13 protein-coding genes are annotated in these 17,234 nt (G+C 57.3%); 9 read left to right on the top strand and 4 right to left on the bottom strand.

Annotation, left to right across the window (positions count from 1 at the left end):
- Nucleotides 1-98: 98 nt before the first annotated feature.
- On the bottom strand, nucleotides 99-1,436 hold the full coding sequence (locus tag ACMGGH_RS16020) for a TolC family outer membrane protein (RefSeq protein ID WP_232948219.1): 1,338 nt from the start codon (nucleotides 1,434-1,436) through the stop codon (nucleotides 99-101).
- A gap of 716 nt (nucleotides 1,437-2,152) precedes the next feature.
- Between ACMGGH_RS16020 and ACMGGH_RS16015 the strand changes: the two genes are divergently transcribed.
- The gene (locus ACMGGH_RS16015; RefSeq protein ID WP_028013082.1) at nucleotides 2,153-2,896 is read left to right on the top strand and encodes a DeoR/GlpR family DNA-binding transcription regulator; all 744 of its coding nucleotides are present in this window, start codon (nucleotides 2,153-2,155) and stop codon (nucleotides 2,894-2,896) included.
- 13 nt (nucleotides 2,897-2,909) lie between these two features.
- Complete coding sequence (locus ACMGGH_RS16010) at nucleotides 2,910-3,977, top strand: oxidoreductase (RefSeq protein ID WP_232948218.1); 1,068 nt, start codon at nucleotides 2,910-2,912, stop codon at nucleotides 3,975-3,977.
- Nucleotides 3,978-4,021: 44 nt separating this feature from the next.
- Here the strand turns inward: ACMGGH_RS16010 and cybB are convergent, their stop codons facing one another.
- Nucleotides 4,022-4,552 carry a cytochrome b561 gene (gene cybB / locus ACMGGH_RS16005; protein ID WP_232948217.1) on the bottom strand — a complete coding sequence of 177 codons (531 nt, stop codon included), beginning with the start codon at nucleotides 4,550-4,552 and terminating at the stop codon, nucleotides 4,022-4,024.
- A 189-nt stretch (nucleotides 4,553-4,741) separates the two neighbouring features.
- On the opposite strand from cybB, the gene gap reads away from it, so the two are divergent.
- Nucleotides 4,742-5,743 carry a type I glyceraldehyde-3-phosphate dehydrogenase gene (gene gap, locus ACMGGH_RS16000; protein WP_333021351.1) on the top strand — a complete coding sequence of 334 codons (1,002 nt, stop codon included), beginning with the start codon at nucleotides 4,742-4,744 and terminating at the stop codon, nucleotides 5,741-5,743.
- A gap of 53 nt (nucleotides 5,744-5,796) precedes the next feature.
- Here gap and ACMGGH_RS15995 read toward each other — a convergent pair whose 3' ends face one another.
- Nucleotides 5,797-6,591: a YdcF family protein gene (locus ACMGGH_RS15995; protein ID WP_232948215.1), complete on the bottom strand. Its 795-nt coding sequence runs from the start codon at nucleotides 6,589-6,591 to the stop codon at nucleotides 5,797-5,799.
- A gap of 202 nt (nucleotides 6,592-6,793) precedes the next feature.
- Between ACMGGH_RS15995 and ACMGGH_RS15990 the strand changes: the two genes are divergently transcribed.
- The 4 genes from ACMGGH_RS15990 to ACMGGH_RS15975 all read left to right on the top strand — a co-directional run bounded on the left by ACMGGH_RS15990 (nucleotide 6,794) and on the right by ACMGGH_RS15975 (nucleotide 11,689).
- The gene (locus tag ACMGGH_RS15990) at nucleotides 6,794-8,446 is read left to right on the top strand and encodes an MFS transporter (protein WP_032644875.1); all 1,653 of its coding nucleotides are present in this window, start codon (nucleotides 6,794-6,796) and stop codon (nucleotides 8,444-8,446) included.
- A gap of 22 nt (nucleotides 8,447-8,468) precedes the next feature.
- The gene (locus tag ACMGGH_RS15985) at nucleotides 8,469-9,551 is read left to right on the top strand and encodes an HlyD family secretion protein (protein WP_063437349.1); all 1,083 of its coding nucleotides are present in this window, start codon (nucleotides 8,469-8,471) and stop codon (nucleotides 9,549-9,551) included.
- Nucleotides 9,548-10,927, top strand: coding sequence for an efflux transporter outer membrane subunit (locus ACMGGH_RS15980; protein ID WP_232948214.1), 1,380 nt, complete (start codon nucleotides 9,548-9,550; stop codon nucleotides 10,925-10,927). The genes ACMGGH_RS15985 and ACMGGH_RS15980 overlap by 4 nt, the downstream gene beginning before the upstream one ends.
- Before the next feature lie 102 nt (nucleotides 10,928-11,029).
- Nucleotides 11,030-11,689 carry an O-methyltransferase gene (locus tag ACMGGH_RS15975; RefSeq protein ID WP_047368505.1) on the top strand — a complete coding sequence of 220 codons (660 nt, stop codon included), beginning with the start codon at nucleotides 11,030-11,032 and terminating at the stop codon, nucleotides 11,687-11,689.
- 54 nt (nucleotides 11,690-11,743) lie between these two features.
- On the opposite strand, the gene hrpA is transcribed toward ACMGGH_RS15975, so the two are convergent.
- Nucleotides 11,744-15,646 (bottom strand): ATP-dependent RNA helicase HrpA, encoded by a 3,903-nt coding sequence (hrpA, locus tag ACMGGH_RS15970; protein ID WP_232948213.1) that lies wholly within the window; start codon nucleotides 15,644-15,646, stop codon nucleotides 11,744-11,746.
- Between the two features lie 205 nt (nucleotides 15,647-15,851).
- Between hrpA and azoR the strand changes: the two genes are divergently transcribed.
- Nucleotides 15,852-16,457, top strand: coding sequence for an FMN-dependent NADH-azoreductase (gene azoR / locus ACMGGH_RS15965; protein ID WP_232948212.1), 606 nt, complete (start codon nucleotides 15,852-15,854; stop codon nucleotides 16,455-16,457).
- An 89-nt stretch (nucleotides 16,458-16,546) separates the two neighbouring features.
- Nucleotides 16,547-17,233 carry an RluA family pseudouridine synthase gene (locus ACMGGH_RS15960; protein ID WP_232948211.1) on the top strand — a complete coding sequence of 229 codons (687 nt, stop codon included), beginning with the start codon at nucleotides 16,547-16,549 and terminating at the stop codon, nucleotides 17,231-17,233.
- Nucleotide 17,234: the final 1 nt, after the last annotated feature.

The following is a 17,234-nucleotide window of genomic DNA, read 5'->3' as shown; positions in this document are numbered from 1 at the left end:
GATCCCTGTGGATATATCCACCAGACGGATGTAGCTATCCCTGGGAAAAAACACCCATTATTTTCAGACTTATTTCGTGCAGCTATGCGTGGCTTTTGTTAACTCAAATCGGGTAATTTTGCGGCAGCGTTTTTCTCTATTCCAATAAGCGGCATTAAATTATCAACCGCGGAAGCATAATTAATTGCCGAACTCCAGCCATCATACTCGGCAATTATTTTCGCCGACGTGGCCTGCCAGACATCCTGCTCAACGCTGAGCAAATCATTAATGCTCCGCTTGCTCAGGGTGTATTCATTTTTATAAACCTCGCGGGCCCGCAGCGCATTTTCCAGCTGCCGCTTCCCGGCCTCCATTCTTCCCCGTGCGCCGGTCCAGTCAGCTTGCGCGACGGAGGCCTTTTGCAGCACGTCGAAACGCGCCTGATCGACCTGAGAGGACGCCATCGCCCGTGCACCCTCAGCCTGACGCACGAGTGCGGATACCGCGCCGCCCTGATAAAGCGGTGCGTCAATATTGAGCTGGATCTGGTCGTCCCAGTATGAGCGGTTGTCCGACTCGTAACGCGTGCGTCCCCCCTTCAGGCTCAGGGTTGGCCAGTGCTGGGACTTCGCCGTTTCAACGCCATACTGGGCCGAACGTTCCATATTCTGCGCGGCCATTACCGCCGGTATTAACGAATAATCAATGCGGTTGAGCGAATCCGGCTCAACGGCGAGGTTTGCGGGTACCGGCGAATAATGATCTGCCTGCATTCCGGTTAATACCGCGAGCCTTGCGCGGGCGCTGTTCAATGCGGCGTTATACTGCGCCACCGTCGCCTGCATGCCGGCAATACGCGTGCGGGTCTGGAGTTCATCGGAGGTGGAACTCACGCCCGCATCGGCGCGCAGTTTTGCCAGCTGCTCCACGTTTTTCAGTGCCTGAACATTCTCTTTTGCCGCCTGTAGCAGGTCGGAATAACGTTTGACCTCCACGTAGCCGAGCGCCGTTTTTTCCGCCACGTCAGAAAGCGTGCTCATCAGCTGGTAGCGGTAGCTATCGCGCTGGGCGGAAGACTGGCTGATGCTGTTGTTGGTCTTGCCAAAATCGTATATCAGCTGGGTCAGGCTCACCCCCCAGGCCGCAGAATTCTTCAGCGAACCGCTGGAATCGGTGGTCTGGCTATGCCCCGTACTTCCGTTCAACGCTATTTGCGGCATCCAGCCGCTGCGCGCCTCGTCTATTTGCGCCTGACCAATACCTAACTGCGCGGCCTGCTGGCTAATTGACGGATCGCGATCGATAGCGAAAAGAATACTTTCCTTTAAGGTCGTCGTTGCCATCGGGGCAATACCCACTGCGCCACTATTGGCATAAGCCGTATTTAGTGCTAGTGAAATTAACGCCAGCGTAGCTATAAATTGGCGTGAAACAGGCTTGCGTAATATCGTCATTTTATCTCCCTGACTCTGAGTGATACTCAAGCAATTACCCAAAAAGAGGTACAGATAATTAGACAAATATCTTATTTAACTTCCTCGCTAAATTTCAGGTAAAGCTCCCCATACCCATTTCCGATGGAGATGAGATCCGCCTTTGTCTTATTAAATTTAAGAAATTACTTATTTCATAAGTTGATTTGCAGCATAACAAAATGTGGTATAGGCCACTACACCCACAATGTTAATGCGGTGTTACATATAAGAAAAAACATGGGGTTTCTGGACAAAACTCCGAAAGTAGCCTTTCAGATGAAACATCAAAACACACTGTAATTTAAGGAAAATTCTTAATCTCCTCTGCGCACATTTTTGCGTTAATTTCTGAGCGGGTCAGACACAAAGATTTTCAAAGAAGTGTCAACTTAAGTAAGAGCCATCGATTTGTTGAAAAATAATTCCAATAAAAAACATAAATCAGACATTAAATGCTTTATTTTAATTACATATCAGCACATTCCACCAGTTAATGACAATGCATTGGTTACATAACCCAAATCGTTGATTAAAACATAACATTAACACTGTGGTTAACATTCAGAACGGCTTAATGATATCCGCTTAATATAATTCCAATAATTAAACATCAACCTGGTTTACGATACTCCTTCCTTCTGCGTCAAAATGCTGTATTATGCAATTTATTGCGACATTTTGCAGGATTGCTGCCCATGCACAAAACCGCACGTCAACGCTATGTCCTTGATATTCTCAGTGAACAAGGTCAGGCCAGCATCACCGAGCTGGCAGAAAAGCTGCAGGTTTCGGCGGACACGGTTCGTCGGGATCTGACCGATCTGGAAAATCAGGGGCTTGCCCAGAAGAATCACGGCGGGGCTATTGCTCTGAATCTTTCGGCCATGAATCGTCAGGGCCGCAATACCCTGCTGCCGGAAACCAAGCAGCGCCTGGGGAAACAGGTTGCGCAGGCGGTTCCGCCGGGTTCCACCCTGTTTCTGGATGCCGGCAGTACGGTGATGGCCGTCGCCACTTTTCTGCAGGGGCCTCACACCGTGATCACTACCTCGCTGGATATCGCCCAGCATTTTAGCGACCGGGAAGACATTGAGCTTATTCTGCTCGGTGGAAAATGGGACCCGAAGCAGCGCCTGTTTGCCGGCAGCGCCACGTTGTCCCTGCTGTCACGCTATCGGGCCGATATCGCCATTCTCGGTGCGTGCGCCCTTCATGCCGAACTCGGTTTGAGTGCCGGTAAAGAAGCGGATGCCGAGGTGAAACGCGCGATGCTCGCCGCAAGCCATGCGCACTGGATTGTTGCCGATCACCTGAAAGTTAACCGCTGCGAGCCGTATCTGGTCTCCGGGCTAACCGATATTCATCAACTCTTTTTAGATCGTCCCTGGCCTGAGCTTGGGGACCCTGGCGCATTACGGGTCACGGTGTGCGCGCAATAACGTGGAGAAGGTCATGAGTAAAGTTCAAACAATCAACATTGCGCTGATCGGGTATGGTTTTGTCGGTAAAACCTTCCATGCCCCGCTGATCCAGTCCGTGGACGGGCTCAAGCTGGCGGTGGTCTCTTCCCGTGATGAAGAGAAAGTGAAGCGCGATCTTCCGGATGTGCTGGTGGTAGCCACGCCCGAAGAAGCCATTCAACATCCTGATGTCGACCTGGTGGTCATTGCCTCCCCTAACGCCACCCACGCGCCGCTGGCGACGCTGGCCCTGAACTCGGGAAAACACGTGGTCGTGGATAAGCCTTTCACCCTGGACATGCAGGAAGCCCGGGACCTGATTGCCCTGGCGGATGAAAAGCAGCTTCTGCTCTCCGTTTTCCACAACCGCCGCTGGGACAGCGATTTCCTCGGCATTAAGCAGATTATTGAGCAAGGCACGGTTGGCAAGGTTAAGCATCTGGAGTCGCATATTGACCGCTTCCGCCCGGAAGTGCGCGTGCGCTGGCGCGAGCAGAACGTCCCCGGCAGCGGTCTGTGGTTTGACCTGGGCCCTCACCTGATCGACCAGACGCTTCAGCTGTTTGGCCTGCCAGAGTCTGTTCAGGGAAATATCGCCACGCTGCGCGACGGCGCAGAGGTTAACGACTGGGCGCACGTGGTCCTCAATTACCCGGATCATAAGGTGGTTCTGCACGCCAGCATGCTGGTGGCTGGCGGTACGGCGCGCTTTACCGTTCACGGGGACAAAGGCAGCGTGGTGAAAGCCAGAATCGATCAGCAGGAAGCGCAGCTGCTGGCTGGCGTAATCCCCGGCAGCGACGCCTGGGGCGAAGACGACGACAGCATGGTGTTCTTCGGAGCTGATGGTGAACCCCAAACGATTGCCACGCCAAAGGGCGATCAGCGGCAGTACTACATCAACGTGCGGGATGCGATACTCGGGAAGATCGCCAATCCCGTTCATCCTGTCGAGGCGTTAGCGGTCATGGCTGTTCTGGAAGCGGCGGTGAAATCGTCAGAGACGGGGTCAACACAGACGCTGGCGTTAACTGATGAAGAGCGTGCTCTTCTGGGTTAAAAAACAAGCCGGGTGGCGCTGCGCCGCCCGGCACGAGTTAAAGACTACTGACGCTTATTCGGCATCATGCGCAAAAGAGTATTATCTTTCCAGAAATAGTGGTGCATCAGCGCCGCAAAGGCGTGCAGACCAATCACGAAATAGCCCAGGTTTGCCAGCGTAACGTGCCACTCCTTCAGCACATCCACCAGGTCAAAATTCCCTTCCGCCGCTTGAGGCATCGCCAGACCAAAGGCGAACCAGTCGTTTCCACGGTTATACATCATCACGATGCCAATCAGCGGAAGCGCAATAAACAGCAGATAGACGATCAGATGCCCAAGGTGGGACATGCCGGTTATCATCGCTTTGGGTTTAGGTTGAATGGGCGGTGCGGGAAACTTCAGGCGGATCAGCAATCTCGCCACCATCAGCACCAGAACCGAGATGCCGCAGGAGACGTGGATCATGTTAATAAGCGGTCGGTCGGAACGCGGGAAAAAGCCCCTGAATTCCATCGCGCAGTAGGCGACGACGATTAACAAAAACACCAGCCAGTGAATCGTGATTTGCAGGCTTGTATATTTAGTGCGCATGGGATTTCCTGAAAAAAAACAGTCACCGCGCCAACATAATCTCCTTTCCTTAAAAATTCATTAACTTTTCTGTATGGTTTTTCAAATACTTCCCCTCGCATGAAGCATCTTCAATTGCTGCCCTGCCCGTGATGGTCTAAGCCTGGATGAGTTCAAACTGTCGTATCGACACGTTCACAGGAGAACACCATGAGTAAAATTGGCATTAACGGATTTGGACGCATTGGACGCCTTGTGCTGCGCCGCCTTCTTGAAACCCAGGACAGTAATACCGTCGTCGCCATCAACGACCTCACCTCCCCGAAAGTCCTGGCCTACCTGCTCAGGCATGATTCCAACTACGGTGGCTTCCCCTGGAGCGTGGACTTCACCGAGGATGCGCTGATTGTCGACGGTAAAACCATCGCGGTGTACGCCGAAAAAGAGGCAAAGCACATTCCGTGGAAAGCCGCGGGCGTGGATATCGTCGTGGAGTGCACCGGCTTTTATACCTCAGAAGAAAAATCGCGGGCGCACCTGGACGCCGGTGCGAAGAAAGTGCTGATTTCGGCGCCCGCGGGTGAGATGAAGACCATCGTCTATAGCGTGAATGAAGATACCATTGACGCCAGTGATACTATTATTTCCGTCGCGTCCTGCACCACCAACTGCCTCGCCCCGCTGGCAAAAGCCCTGAACGACGCGTTTGAAATTAAAGTGGGCACCATGACCACCATTCATGCCTATACCGGCACCCAGGCGCTGGTGGATGGCCCGCGCGGGAAAGATCTGCGCGCCTCGCGGGCGGCGGCAGAAAATATTATTCCGCATACCACCGGTGCGGCGAAAGCCATCGGCCTGGTGATCCCCGCGCTCAGCGGCAAACTAAAGGGTCACGCCCAGCGCGTGCCGGTGAAAACCGGATCGGTAACCGAGCTGGTAGCGATTCTGGGTAAAAAGGTGACGGTCGAGGAGATCAACGCCGCGTTGAAAAAGGCGACCCAGGGTAATAAATCGTTCGGGTATACCGATGACGAGATCGTGTCGTCAGATGTGATTGGCTCGCACTATGGTTCGGTGTTTGACGCCACGCAGACGGAGGTGTCAGAAGCGGGAGACCTGCAGCTGGTGAAAGCCGTTGCCTGGTATGACAACGAGTATGGGTTTGTGACGCAGCTGGTGCGGACGCTGGATAAGTTTGCGGCGCTGTGATTTTCCCCGCACCCTAACCCTCTCCCCAATGGGGCGAGGGGATTGTTCCATGCCTACATTATTTTACGTGCGCCCTTCAGGACAGGATCCTGCTGTAGCTGTTTCCACGCGGCAGTCACCGCCTCCGGAAAGGCAACGTGCGCGATAAAATCCCGCCCGGCCGGGCCATAGCCGTTGACGTCATCATACAGGCGCGGCAGTTCCCCCATAACCAGTGAAAGATAACGGTCAACGGGCCACAGTCCGGCGTTGCCCCCACTAAACTCCACGCCCTCAGTGCCGTTTTGCAGCACTGGCGTAAACCCGGGATGGCTGATCCACTGCGGTGATGCGGGTTCATCGCGGCACACGCGGGCAAACGTCGCCATCGTGCGGCGCTGCATCGTTGGGTCCTGCACCACCAGCACGCGTCCGCTTGTCCGCTGACGCTCTTTCAGCATGTTCCAGCTAAAGCGCGCGTTTTCACCGCAGTTGGTGGAGCGATCTTCAACCCACAGGCGCGCCTCGGGGATCTGCCAGAACGCCCGAGCAATGTCAGCGAGAATGCTCGCTTCGGCCCGCCCTTCGACTTGTAAGGTGTGATAACGCGGATGATTGCCGATAGCTGAATATAAAAACGCGGTTGAATGACCAATACCGCCGCTAATAAGGAGCGGGATTTCTCGCTGCGCGGCAATACGGCAGGCTGCCTCAATGGTCGGGATCACCGCGTTCCCTGCCAGAATTACCGCATCGACGTCCGGGTGCAGGCGGCTGCCGCTCAGGTCATCCTGCGCCAGCCATTCACCGACAGTATTAATGGCCGCCAGTGTGGCATCCGGCAGGATGGGAAAATGGGTCTGTTCCATGATGAACTCCTTCTCGCTATCCCTGCAGGGTAGCGACTTCAGGTTCTCAACACAACGGCGACATCGGGCCGCTCTTTTTCCTTAAATTTCTTTCGTACATTTGATTAACATGCGCAAATCATATTCACTTGAATTATCATTTGCGGCAGACGTAGAATCGCTAGCCCGCTAATTATTCAATCATTTCTAAGGTAATGACGTTATGCGCCTGCCCGAACGCGACCCTTATGCTCCTCGCGAGTGGCAGCCCCATGAGAAACCCGCCCTGCTGGGTTCGCCTTCCACCCCCGAGCACAGTACGCCAAAACGCGTCGCCTATGGCGTCGTTGGGCTGCTGGTTTGCCTGACGGGGGCGCTGGGCAATGCGGTGGTCACCGCCAACCTGCAAAACCTGCAGGGGACCTTCGGGGCCTGGTCGACCGAAATCGCCTGGCTGCCCGCAGTCTATGTGATGACCAACATCTCCATTAACCTGCTGCTGGTCAAATTTCGTCAACAGTACGGCCTGCGCGCCTTTACGGAAGGTTTTCTGGTGCTGTACGTGCTGGTCACCTTTTTCCACCTGTTCGTTAACGACCTCAGCTCCGCGCTAATGGTACGCGCCGCGCACGGGATGGTGGCCGCCGCGCTCAGCTCGCTGGGGATTTACTACCAAATCCAGGCCTGGCCTGCGAAGCATCGCCTGAAGGCGCTTACCATCGGGATCACCGGATCGTCGCTCGCTATTCCGCTGGCGCGTCTGTTTTCCACTGAGCTTCTCCAGCTGGACGAGTGGCGCGGGCTCTATTTCTTTGAACTGGGGCTGGCGCTGATCTCCCTGGCCTGCGTAATCGCCTTAAAACTGCCTCCGGGTGACCGACGCAAGGTCTTCGAGAAGAAAGACTTTGTCACCTTCTTTTTACTGGCTCCCGGAATGGCCCTGCTCTGCGCCGTGCTCTCTTTAGGCCGTCTTGACTGGTGGTTTGAGGCGCCGTGGATCGGCTGGTCGCTGGCGCTATCGCTGGTGCTGATTGTTTCCGCCATCGTGTTTGAACATAACCGCGCCAACCCGCTGCTGAACACCCGCTGGCTGTCGAGCGGCAGCATCGTTCGCCTGGGGCTGATCATGCTGCTGATCCGCATCGTGCTGGCGGAGCAAAATACCGGCGTCATCGGCTGGCTGCAGTACGTGGGGTTACAGAATGAGCAGATGACCCATCTGGCGTGGTCCATTTTCGCCGGGATCGTCTGCGGGATCGTCACCAGTTGCCTCACCATCAAGCCCACAAAGCTGGCGTGGCCGATTATCACCTCTCTGGCGCTGATGATTGTTGCCTCGCTGCTGGACAGCCAGTCCAATAACCTGACCCGCCCGGATCAGCTGATGGTCAGCCAGTTTCTGCTGGGCTTCGGCAGCGCCTTCTTCCTGGCGCCCGCCATGCTGGCCGCCATTGGCGGGGTAATTGCCGACCCGCGTAACCTGGTCAGCTTTTCGGTCATGTTTGGCATGAGCCAGAACCTCGGCGGCCTGCTGGGATCGGCGATTCTCGGCACCTTCCAGACCTGGCGCGAGAAATACCACTCCAGCCTGCTGGCGGATCAGCTCACCACGCTTAACCCGCTGGTCAACGAGCGGATTCAGCTTTATACCCAGATGTATAAAAGCCTGATCGGCGACAGTACGCTGCTGGGAACGCAGGCCATTACCCAGCTACAGACGGTGACCAGCCTTGAGGCAAATATTCTGGCCTACAACGATACTTATCTGCTGACGGCAAGCATCGCTGCCGCCACGCTGGTCTGGATTTTATGGCGCTTGCTGCGCCTGCGCATTACTGCCCGTATGGCGCTGAAGAACGCCACCGGCAACAAATAATTGTAATATTTCTGGAGAGTTTATGAGTCAGCAGGATGCCGCCAAAGAGCAGGCCAACACCCGCAAAAATGTGCGCATTGTTTCCGTTTTCACCGCCGCTGCCATCGGTATTGTCGGCGTGCTGGTCATTCTTTACGCCTGGCAGCTGCCGCCGTTTACCCGCCACGCGCAGTTTACAGACAACGCCTACGTGCGCGGCCAGACGACGTTCATTAGCCCCCAGGTTAACGGCTATATCACCGAGGTGAAGGTGCAGGACTTTGTGCAGGTCAAAAAAGGCGATCTGCTGCTGCAGATCGATGACCGCATCTATCGTCAGCGCGTCCATCAGGCCGAGGCGCAGCTGGCGATGAAAATAGCCGCGCTGAATAACAACCTGCAGCAGCGGAAAAGCGCCGAAGCGACCATTGCCAAAAATGAAGCCGCGCTGAAAAATGCCCGCGCCCAGAGCCTGAAAACCCAGGCGGATTTAAAGCGCGTGAAGGATCTGACGGCGGATGGGTCGCTTTCCATTCGCGAGCGCGATGCCGCGCTGGCTAGTGCGGCTCAGGGCAGCGCAGATATCGACCAGGCGAAAGCCTCGCTTGAGATGTCGCGTCAGGATCTGCAGACGGTGATTGTGAACCGCGGCGCGCTGGAGGCAGATGTTGAAAACGCCAAAGCGGCGCTGGAGCTGGCGCAGATTGACCTGCAAAACACCCGCATTATCGCCCCGCGCGACGGCCAGCTCGGCCAGATTGCCGTGCGTCTCGGCGCGTACGTGACCGCCGGAACGCACCTCACTACGCTGGTACCGCCGCAGCACTGGGTGATCGCCAACATCAAAGAGACCCAGCTCGCGGAGCTGCGCGTCGGTCAACCGGTGAAGTTCACCGTTGATGCCCTGAACAACAAGGCGTATCAGGGGCGCGTGGAGAGCATCTCTCCGGCGACCGGGGTTGAATTCAGCGCTATCACGCCGGATAACGCCACCGGGAACTTTGTCAAAATTGCCCAGCGCATTCCGGTGCGCATTGAGGTGCTTGGTAAGCCTGAAGAGTCTGCGCTGCTGCGTCCGGGTATGTCGGTCCAGGTGACGATCGATACGCGGGAGGCGAAGCCATGATTCTTCGCCCGATAGCCGCGCTGGTGGGGGCGCTCATGCTGGCCGGATGCCAGTCCGTTGACGTCAAGCCGGCGCAGCCGACCCTGCAAATTCCGGCTCAATGGCGCGCCGTCTCAGGGCCAACCAGCCCGACGGAACAGCTCTGGTGGCGCAATTTTCATGACAACAACCTCAACCGCTATGTGGACCAGGCGCTAAAAAATAACAGCGATGTGCTGATTGCCCGCGAGCGGATAAACGAATATCAGGCGCGGGTCTTTGCCGCCGACGGCAGCCTGTTTCCTTCACTCGACGCGGGCGTAACCGGGACGCGCGCCCGTTCTCAATCCGCCGCCACCGGGTTGCCGGTCTACAGCACGCTGTACAGAGGCAGCTTGACGGCGAGCTATGACGTTGATATCTGGGGCGTCAACCGCAGCACGTCCAATGCCGCCGAAGCCTCGCTGGAGGCGCAAAAAGCCGCCGCCGCGGCTGCGGATCTCACCGTCGCCTCGTCCGTTGCCTCCGGGTACGTCACCCTGCTCTCGCTTGATGAACAGCTGCGCGTGACCGAATCCACGCTGAAATCGCGCGAAGAAGCGTTTAATCTTGCCAAACGCCAGCTTGAGACGGGCTACAGTTCGCGCCTGGAGCTGATGCAGTCGGATTCCGAGCTTCGCTCAACGCGAGCGCAGGTGCCCGAGCTGCGGCATCAGATTGCGCAGCAGGAGAATGCCCTGAGCCTGCTGCTGGGAAGCAATCCCGGTGCGGTAGCGCGTAGCGAAAGCTTTGCGGCGCTGACGCCGCTCACGCTGCCGTCACAGCTGCCCTCCACGCTCCTGAATCGGCGGCCGGATATCGTGCAGGCCGAGCGACAGCTGGTCGCGGCTGATGCCTCGCTTGCCGCGTCACGCGCCAGCCTGCTGCCGTCGATCAACCTGACCGCAACCGGATCGATCCAGGATCGCACCCTTTCCGGCCTGCTGGACAACCCGCTCCAGCTCTGGAGCGCAGGCGGCAGCATTCTCGCCCCGCTGCTGAACCGCCAGGCGCTGAACGCGCAGGTGGATATTTCCCAGTCCCAGCGTAACCAGGCGCTGTATGCGTATGAAAAAACCGTGCGTAACGCGTTTGCCGAAGTGAACAACAGCCTTGATGCCATTACGCGCTATCAGGAACAGCTGACGGAGCTGCTTGCCCAGCAGGATGTGGCCCGGGAGACGCTGCGCATTGCGCAGAACCGCTATCGCAACGGTTATTCATCCTATCTTGACGTGCTGGACGCGCAGCGCACGCTGTACTCGGTCCAGACCAGCGTGGTGCAGGTCAAAAATAACCTGCTGCTGGCGCAGATTGATTTGTATAAAGCGCTGGGCGGGGGCTGGGTCAATGCCTGAAAACCTGCCCGGTGGCGCTTTGCTTACCGGACCTGCATTTCGCACCCGTAGGCCGGGTAAGGCGTAGCCGCCACCCGGCAATCCCTCTTAAGGAGTCAATCTATGCAACAACAATGGTCTGCAGTAGATAATTACATGATTTCTTCGCTTATCCCTGAGGATGAGGTTCTTCAGAAGGTTCTTGAAAACAACAAACGCGCCGGGCTACCCGAACACGATGTTGCGGCCAATCAGGGACAGCTGCTGGCGCTGTTCGTGCGCATGACGCAGGCAAGACGCATTCTTGAGATCGGTACGCTGGGTGCATATAGCTCAATCTGGATGGCACGCGCCCTGCCGCCGGACGGAAAGCTGATTACGCTCGAGGCGGACCCAACGCATGCTGATGTTGCCCGCCAGAATATTCGCCTCGCGGGGCTGAACGATCGTATTGAATTAATTGAAGGCCCGGCACTGAACTCGCTGGAGAATTTCGGTGACGTTCCACCGTTCGACCTGATCTTTATTGATGCCGATAAGCCAAACAATCCCGGCTATCTGGAGTGGGCGCTGCACTATTCCCGTCCCGGCACGGTGATCATCGGCGATAACGTGGTCCGCGACGGCGAGGTCATTAACGGGCAAAGCGACGACGCGCGCGTGCTGGGCGTGCGGCGTTTTATCGAGATGACGGGGGATAACCCGCGCTTAACCGCCACCGCACTGCAAACGGTGGGGGTTAAGGGATGGGATGGGTTTACGCTGGCGATTGTGAATGGGTGAAGGCATCAGCCCGACCCTCCCCCACAGGGAGAGGGAGAAAACCGGGCAAGGACGTTAAGCGGAAATCTGCTCCATCGCCTGCAATATACGCTTATCCGAAATCGGATACGGCGTACCGAGCTGCTGGGCAAAGAAGCTGACGCGCAGCTCCTCGATCATCCAGCGGATCTCCTGCACATCTTCATCGTCGCGGCGCGCCGGCGGCAGCTTGTTTAACCACTGCTGCCACGCCTGCTGCACGCTCTCCACTTTCAGCATCTGCGCGCGATCGCGGTGCGGATCGATCGCCATTTTCTCCAAACGTTTTTCAATCGCCTGCAGATAGCGCAGCGTATCGCCCAGACGCTTAAAGCCGTTGCCGGTGACAAAGCCGCGGTACACCAGCCCCGCCATCTGCGCCTTCACGTCCGACAGTCCCAGCGCCATGGTCATATCCACGCGCCCCTTCAGGCGCTTGTTGATGTTGAACACGGCGGTGAGGATCTGCTCGACCTGTTTGGCAATCTCCACCACGGTGTCGTTCAGCTCGGCGCGAACCTTGTCATGCAGCTTCGCAAAACCTTCTTCCGTCCAGACCGGGCCGCCCGCCTCGTGGATCAGCTTGTCCACGCCGCAGGAGATGCAGTCGTCAATCAGATCCAGCACTTTGCCGTACGGGTTAAAGTAGAGCCCCAGCTTGGCTTTGTTCGGCAGCTTCTCGTGCAGATACTTGATTGGCGACGGGATGTTGAGCAGCAGCAGGCGGCGCAGCCCGCGCCACATCATCTGCTGCTGTTCCTGCGGGTTATCAAACAGTTTGATCGCCACGCTGTCACGTTCGTCCACCAGCGCCGGCCAGGCTTTGACCTTATAGTTGCCGCGCTTCTGCTCGTAGCTTTCCGGAAGCTGGCCAAAGCTCCAGATATGCAGCCCGCTCTGCTCAATGCCGTCGTCCGCCACCGCAGAAAGCGTCTCCTGAACTTTGCCTTTCAGCGCCTCTTTCAGCTCGCTGAGGGAACGCCCTTCCAGCAGCTTTTTGTTTTTATCATCCACCACGCGGAAGCTGATTTTCAGGTGATCGGGCACCTGATCCCAGTTCCAGTCTTCGCGGTCGATGGTGGTGCCGGTCATGCGGCGGAACTCACGCTCCAGCGCGTCCAGCAGCGGCAGTTCCAGCGGTGTGACGCGGCCCAGAAACGCTTCCGCATAGTTTGGCGCTGGCACAAAATTGCGCCGCACCGGTTTCGGCAGGGATTTGATCAGCGCAATCACCAACTCGCGGCGCAGGCCGGGAATTTGCCACTCAAACCCGCTCTCGTCGACCTGGTTTAACAGCGGCAGCGGAATGTGGACGGTTACGCCGTCCGCGTCGGTGCCCGGTTCAAACTGGTAGGTCAGACGCAACTTGAGGTTGCCCTGATGCCAGAAGTTCGGGTAGTCGAGCTTGCTGACCGACTCCGCCCCCTCTTTAATCAGCATGCTCTTTTCGAAGTTGAGCAGGTCCGGCGTCGCTTTGCTGGCCTTCTTCCACCAGCTGTCAAAGTGGCGGGCGGAGATAACATCATGGCTGATGCGCTGGTCATAAAACTCAAACAGCGCCTCATCGTCCACCAGAATGTCGCGGCGTCGGGACTTGTGCTCAAGCTCTTCCACCTCGGCGCGCAGCTTCAGGTTTTCACGGAAGAACGCGTGGCGCGTCTGCCAGTCCCCCTCCACCAGCGCGTGGCGGATAAACAGCTCGCGGCTGAGCGCCGGATCGATCTGGCTGTAGTTGACCTTACGCGCGGCGACCACCGGCAGGCCGTAAACGGTCACTTTTTCGGTCGCCATCACCGCGCCCTGCGCGCGCTCCCAGTGCGGCTCGCTGTACGAACGTTTCAGCAGGTGCTGAGCCACCGGCTCAACCCATTCAGGGTCGATGCGCGCGGCAATGCGCCCCCACAGGCGGCTGGTTTCCACCAGCTCCGCGACCATAGTCCACTTCGGCGGCTTCTTGAACAAGCCGGAACCCGGGAAGATGGAGAAACGCGCGTTACGCGCGCCGGTATATTCCTGCTTATCCGCATCCTTCATCCCGATATGGGACAGCAGGCCAGTCAGCAGCGCGATATGAATTTCGCGGTACTCCGCCGGTTCACTGTTCACCGGAATGCCCAGCTCTTTCACCACCTGGCGCAGCTGGGTGTAGATATCCTGCCATTCACGCACGCGCAGATAATTAAGGAAATCCACGCGGCACTGGCGGCGGAACTGGTTCGAGGAGAGCGCTTTCTGCTGCTCGCCGAGGTAGTTCCACAGGTTCACAAAGGCGAGGAAATCGGACTCTTTGTCGTGGAAGCGACGGTGCTTTTCGTCCGACGCCTGCTGTTTGTCCATCGGACGCTCGCGCGGGTCCTGAATGGAGAGCGCCGAGGTGATGATCATCGCCTCGCGCACGCAACCGTGCTTTTGCGCTTCCAGCACCATGCGCGCCAGGCGCGGGTCGACCGGCAGCTGGCTGAGCTGGCGGCCCAGCGGTGTCAGCTTATAGATGCTCGCCTGCTCGTCGGTGGTAATCGCCCCGAGTTCTTCCAGCAGACGCACGCCGTCCTGAATGTTGCGCTTGTCCGGCGCTTCCACAAACGGAAACGCCGCGATGTCGCCCAGCCCCAGCGCGGTCATCTGCAGGATAACGGACGCCAGGTTGGTGCGCAGAATTTCCGGGTCGGTAAACTCCGGGCGCGACAGGAAATCGTCTTCGGAATAAAGACGAATACAGATCCCTTCCGACACGCGGCCGCAGCGGCCCTTACGCTGGTTAGCAGACGCCTGGGAGACCGGCTCAATCGGCAGGCGCTGAACTTTGGTGCGGTAGCTGTAGCGGCTGATGCGCGCCGTGCCCGGGTCGATAACGTATTTAATCCCCGGTACGGTCAGCGAGGTCTCCGCCACGTTGGTCGCCAGCACGATGCGGCGCCCGCCGTGCGGCTGGAAGACGCGGTTCTGTTCGCTGTTGGACAGGCGGGCATACAGCGGCAGGATCTCGGTGTGGCGCAGGTCGCGCTTGCTGAGCGCATCGGCGGTATCGCGAATTTCGCGCTCGCCGCTCATGAAGATCAGGATGTCGCCCGCGCTCTCGTTGCCCAGCTCGTCAACGGCGTCGAAGATGGCCTGCAGCTGGTCGCGCTCGGTATCGTCCGCCTCTTCCACAATCGGGCGATAGCGCACTTCCACCGGATAGGTGCGGCCCGACACTTCAATAATCGGCGCATTGTTGAAGTGTTTTGAGAAGCGCTCCGGGTCGATGGTCGCGGAGGTGATGATAATTTTCAGATCAGGGCGACGCGGCAGCAGCTCTTTAAGGTAGCCAAGCAGGAAGTCGATGTTCAGGCTGCGCTCGTGCGCTTCATCGATGATGATGGTGTCGTACTGCATCAGCAGGCGGTCCTGCTGTATTTCCGCCAGCAGGATACCGTCCGTCATCAGCTTGACCATGGTGTTGTCGCTGACATGGTCGCTGAATCGTACCTTGTAGCCGATGCAGCCGCCCGGCTCCGACTGCAGCTCTTCGGCAATACGGTTCGCCACGGTGCGCGCCGCCAGACGACGCGGCTGGGTGTGGCCAATCAGCCCCTTCACCCCGCGGCCCAGCTCCATACAGATTTTCGGCAGTTGGGTGGTTTTGCCTGAACCGGTTTCCCCCGCGACAATCACCACCTGGTGGTCGCGGACGGCCTCAAGGATGTCCTGTTTCTTCTGGCTGACAGGCAGGTTTTCCGGGTAGGTGATCGCCGGACGCGCGGCTTCGCGCAGCACAACCTTCCCTGCCGCCTGTTCAATCTCTTTGGCCATCTCCTGGTAAATGGCCTGTTGTGCATCAGGATTTTTAACCTTCTTCACGCCGTGCAGCCGGCGGGAAAACCGCTGTTTATCGCGCAGCATCAGGGAATCAAGCTGTTGCAGGAGCAACGGGAAGGTGATTTTGGGTTGTTCTGTCATAGCGTTAACGGGCAGTGCTCTGCCGGATAAAATCTCTTTTTAATGATTGCTATAGAGTACCACATTGACGCTTTTAGCGCCTTATTCAAAAAATTCGAACATAGGCTTCGATATATTGCGCTATCTCTGTGGCAGGATTGTGAATAAAGTGTCAACAAGCAACGGGGCACCCCCCTTCAATCAAATGCAACAACAGGAATCACCCATGAGCAAAGTATTAGTTTTGAAATCCAGTATTCTGGCAGGGTACTCTCAGTCTGGTCAGCTGTCTGATTACTTCGTTGAACAGTGGCGTGAACAGCATTCTGCAGACGAAATCACCGTGCGTGACCTGGCAGCAAACCCCATTCCTGTCCTGGACGGCGAGCTGATTGGCGCGCTGCGCCCAAGCGATGCGCCACTGTCCCCGCGTCAGCAGGAAGCCCTGGCCCTGTCCGACGAGCTGATTGCTGAGCTGCAGGCGCACGACGTTATCGTCATCAACGCTCCAATGTACAACTTCAACATTCCTACCCAGCTGAAGAACTACTTCGACCTGGTGGCGCGCGCTGGCGTAACCTTCCGCTACACCGAGAACGGCCCTGAAGGTCTGGTAAAAGGCAAGCGTGCGATCGTCCTGACCAGCCGTGGCGGTATCCATAAAGATACCCCAACTGACCTGGTTGCGCCGTACCTGAGCCTGTTCCTGGGCTTCATCGGCATCACTGACGTGAACTTCGTGTTTGCGGAAGGCATCGCTTACGGTCCTGAAGTGGCGACCAAAGCGCAGACCGACGCGAAAGCCGCCATCGACAGCCTGGTAGCCGCGTAAGATTTCCCCCTCTCACCGCCCGGTGGGAGGGTTTTTCTTTTCCCCGCATTTCGCTATCATCCGCATCCAATCTCCAGCCGGGCGGCCTGATGTCTGCGATTATCGATTCTTTTATTGCTCCACAGTGTCACGACGACATTGAGATCCTCTGGCAGGATGAACATCTGCTGCTGATTAATAAGCCTTCTGGCCTGCTCAGCCTCTCGGGCAAAAACCCGCAAAACCTCGATTCTGTTCATTATCGTCTGGTGCAGACGTTCCCCGGCTGCACGCTGGTACACCGTCTGGATTTCGGCACGTCCGGGCTGATGGTGGTTGCGCGCAATAAGGCCATCAACGCGGCGCTTTGCCAGCAGTTCAGCCAGCGCAGCGTGGAGAAAGTCTACAGCGCCCTGCTTTATGGGCATCTGGAGAACGACGAGGGAATAATAGACGCGCCCATTGCCAAAGACCCGGCGCTGTTCCCGCTGATGTCGATCTGCGCCATCAACGGTAAACCCGCCCGTTCCCGCTATCGGGTGGTGGAACGTTTTTTTCGGGGGACAGGAGTGCCGTTAACGCGGGTGGAACTGACGCCGGAAACCGGGCGAACCCACCAGCTGCGCATCCATTGCCAACAGCTGGGGCACCCTATTCTGGGCTGCGATCTGTATGGCGGTCTTGACGCGCCGGGGGCTAAGGAAACGCCCCGGCTGATGCTGCATGCCAGCGAGCTGAATTTTATTCATCCCGTGAGCGGAGAGCCGGTTAACGCCCGCCACGCCGCCCCGTTTTGAA

It is taken from the genome of Enterobacter sp. BNK-16, from assembly GCF_048684955.1.
In the GTDB taxonomy this organism is placed as follows: Bacteria; Pseudomonadota; Gammaproteobacteria; order Enterobacterales; family Enterobacteriaceae; genus Enterobacter; species Enterobacter bugandensis.
The sequence above is the reverse complement of the archived record's forward strand: the minus strand, read 5'-3'. Positions and strand labels throughout refer to the sequence as shown.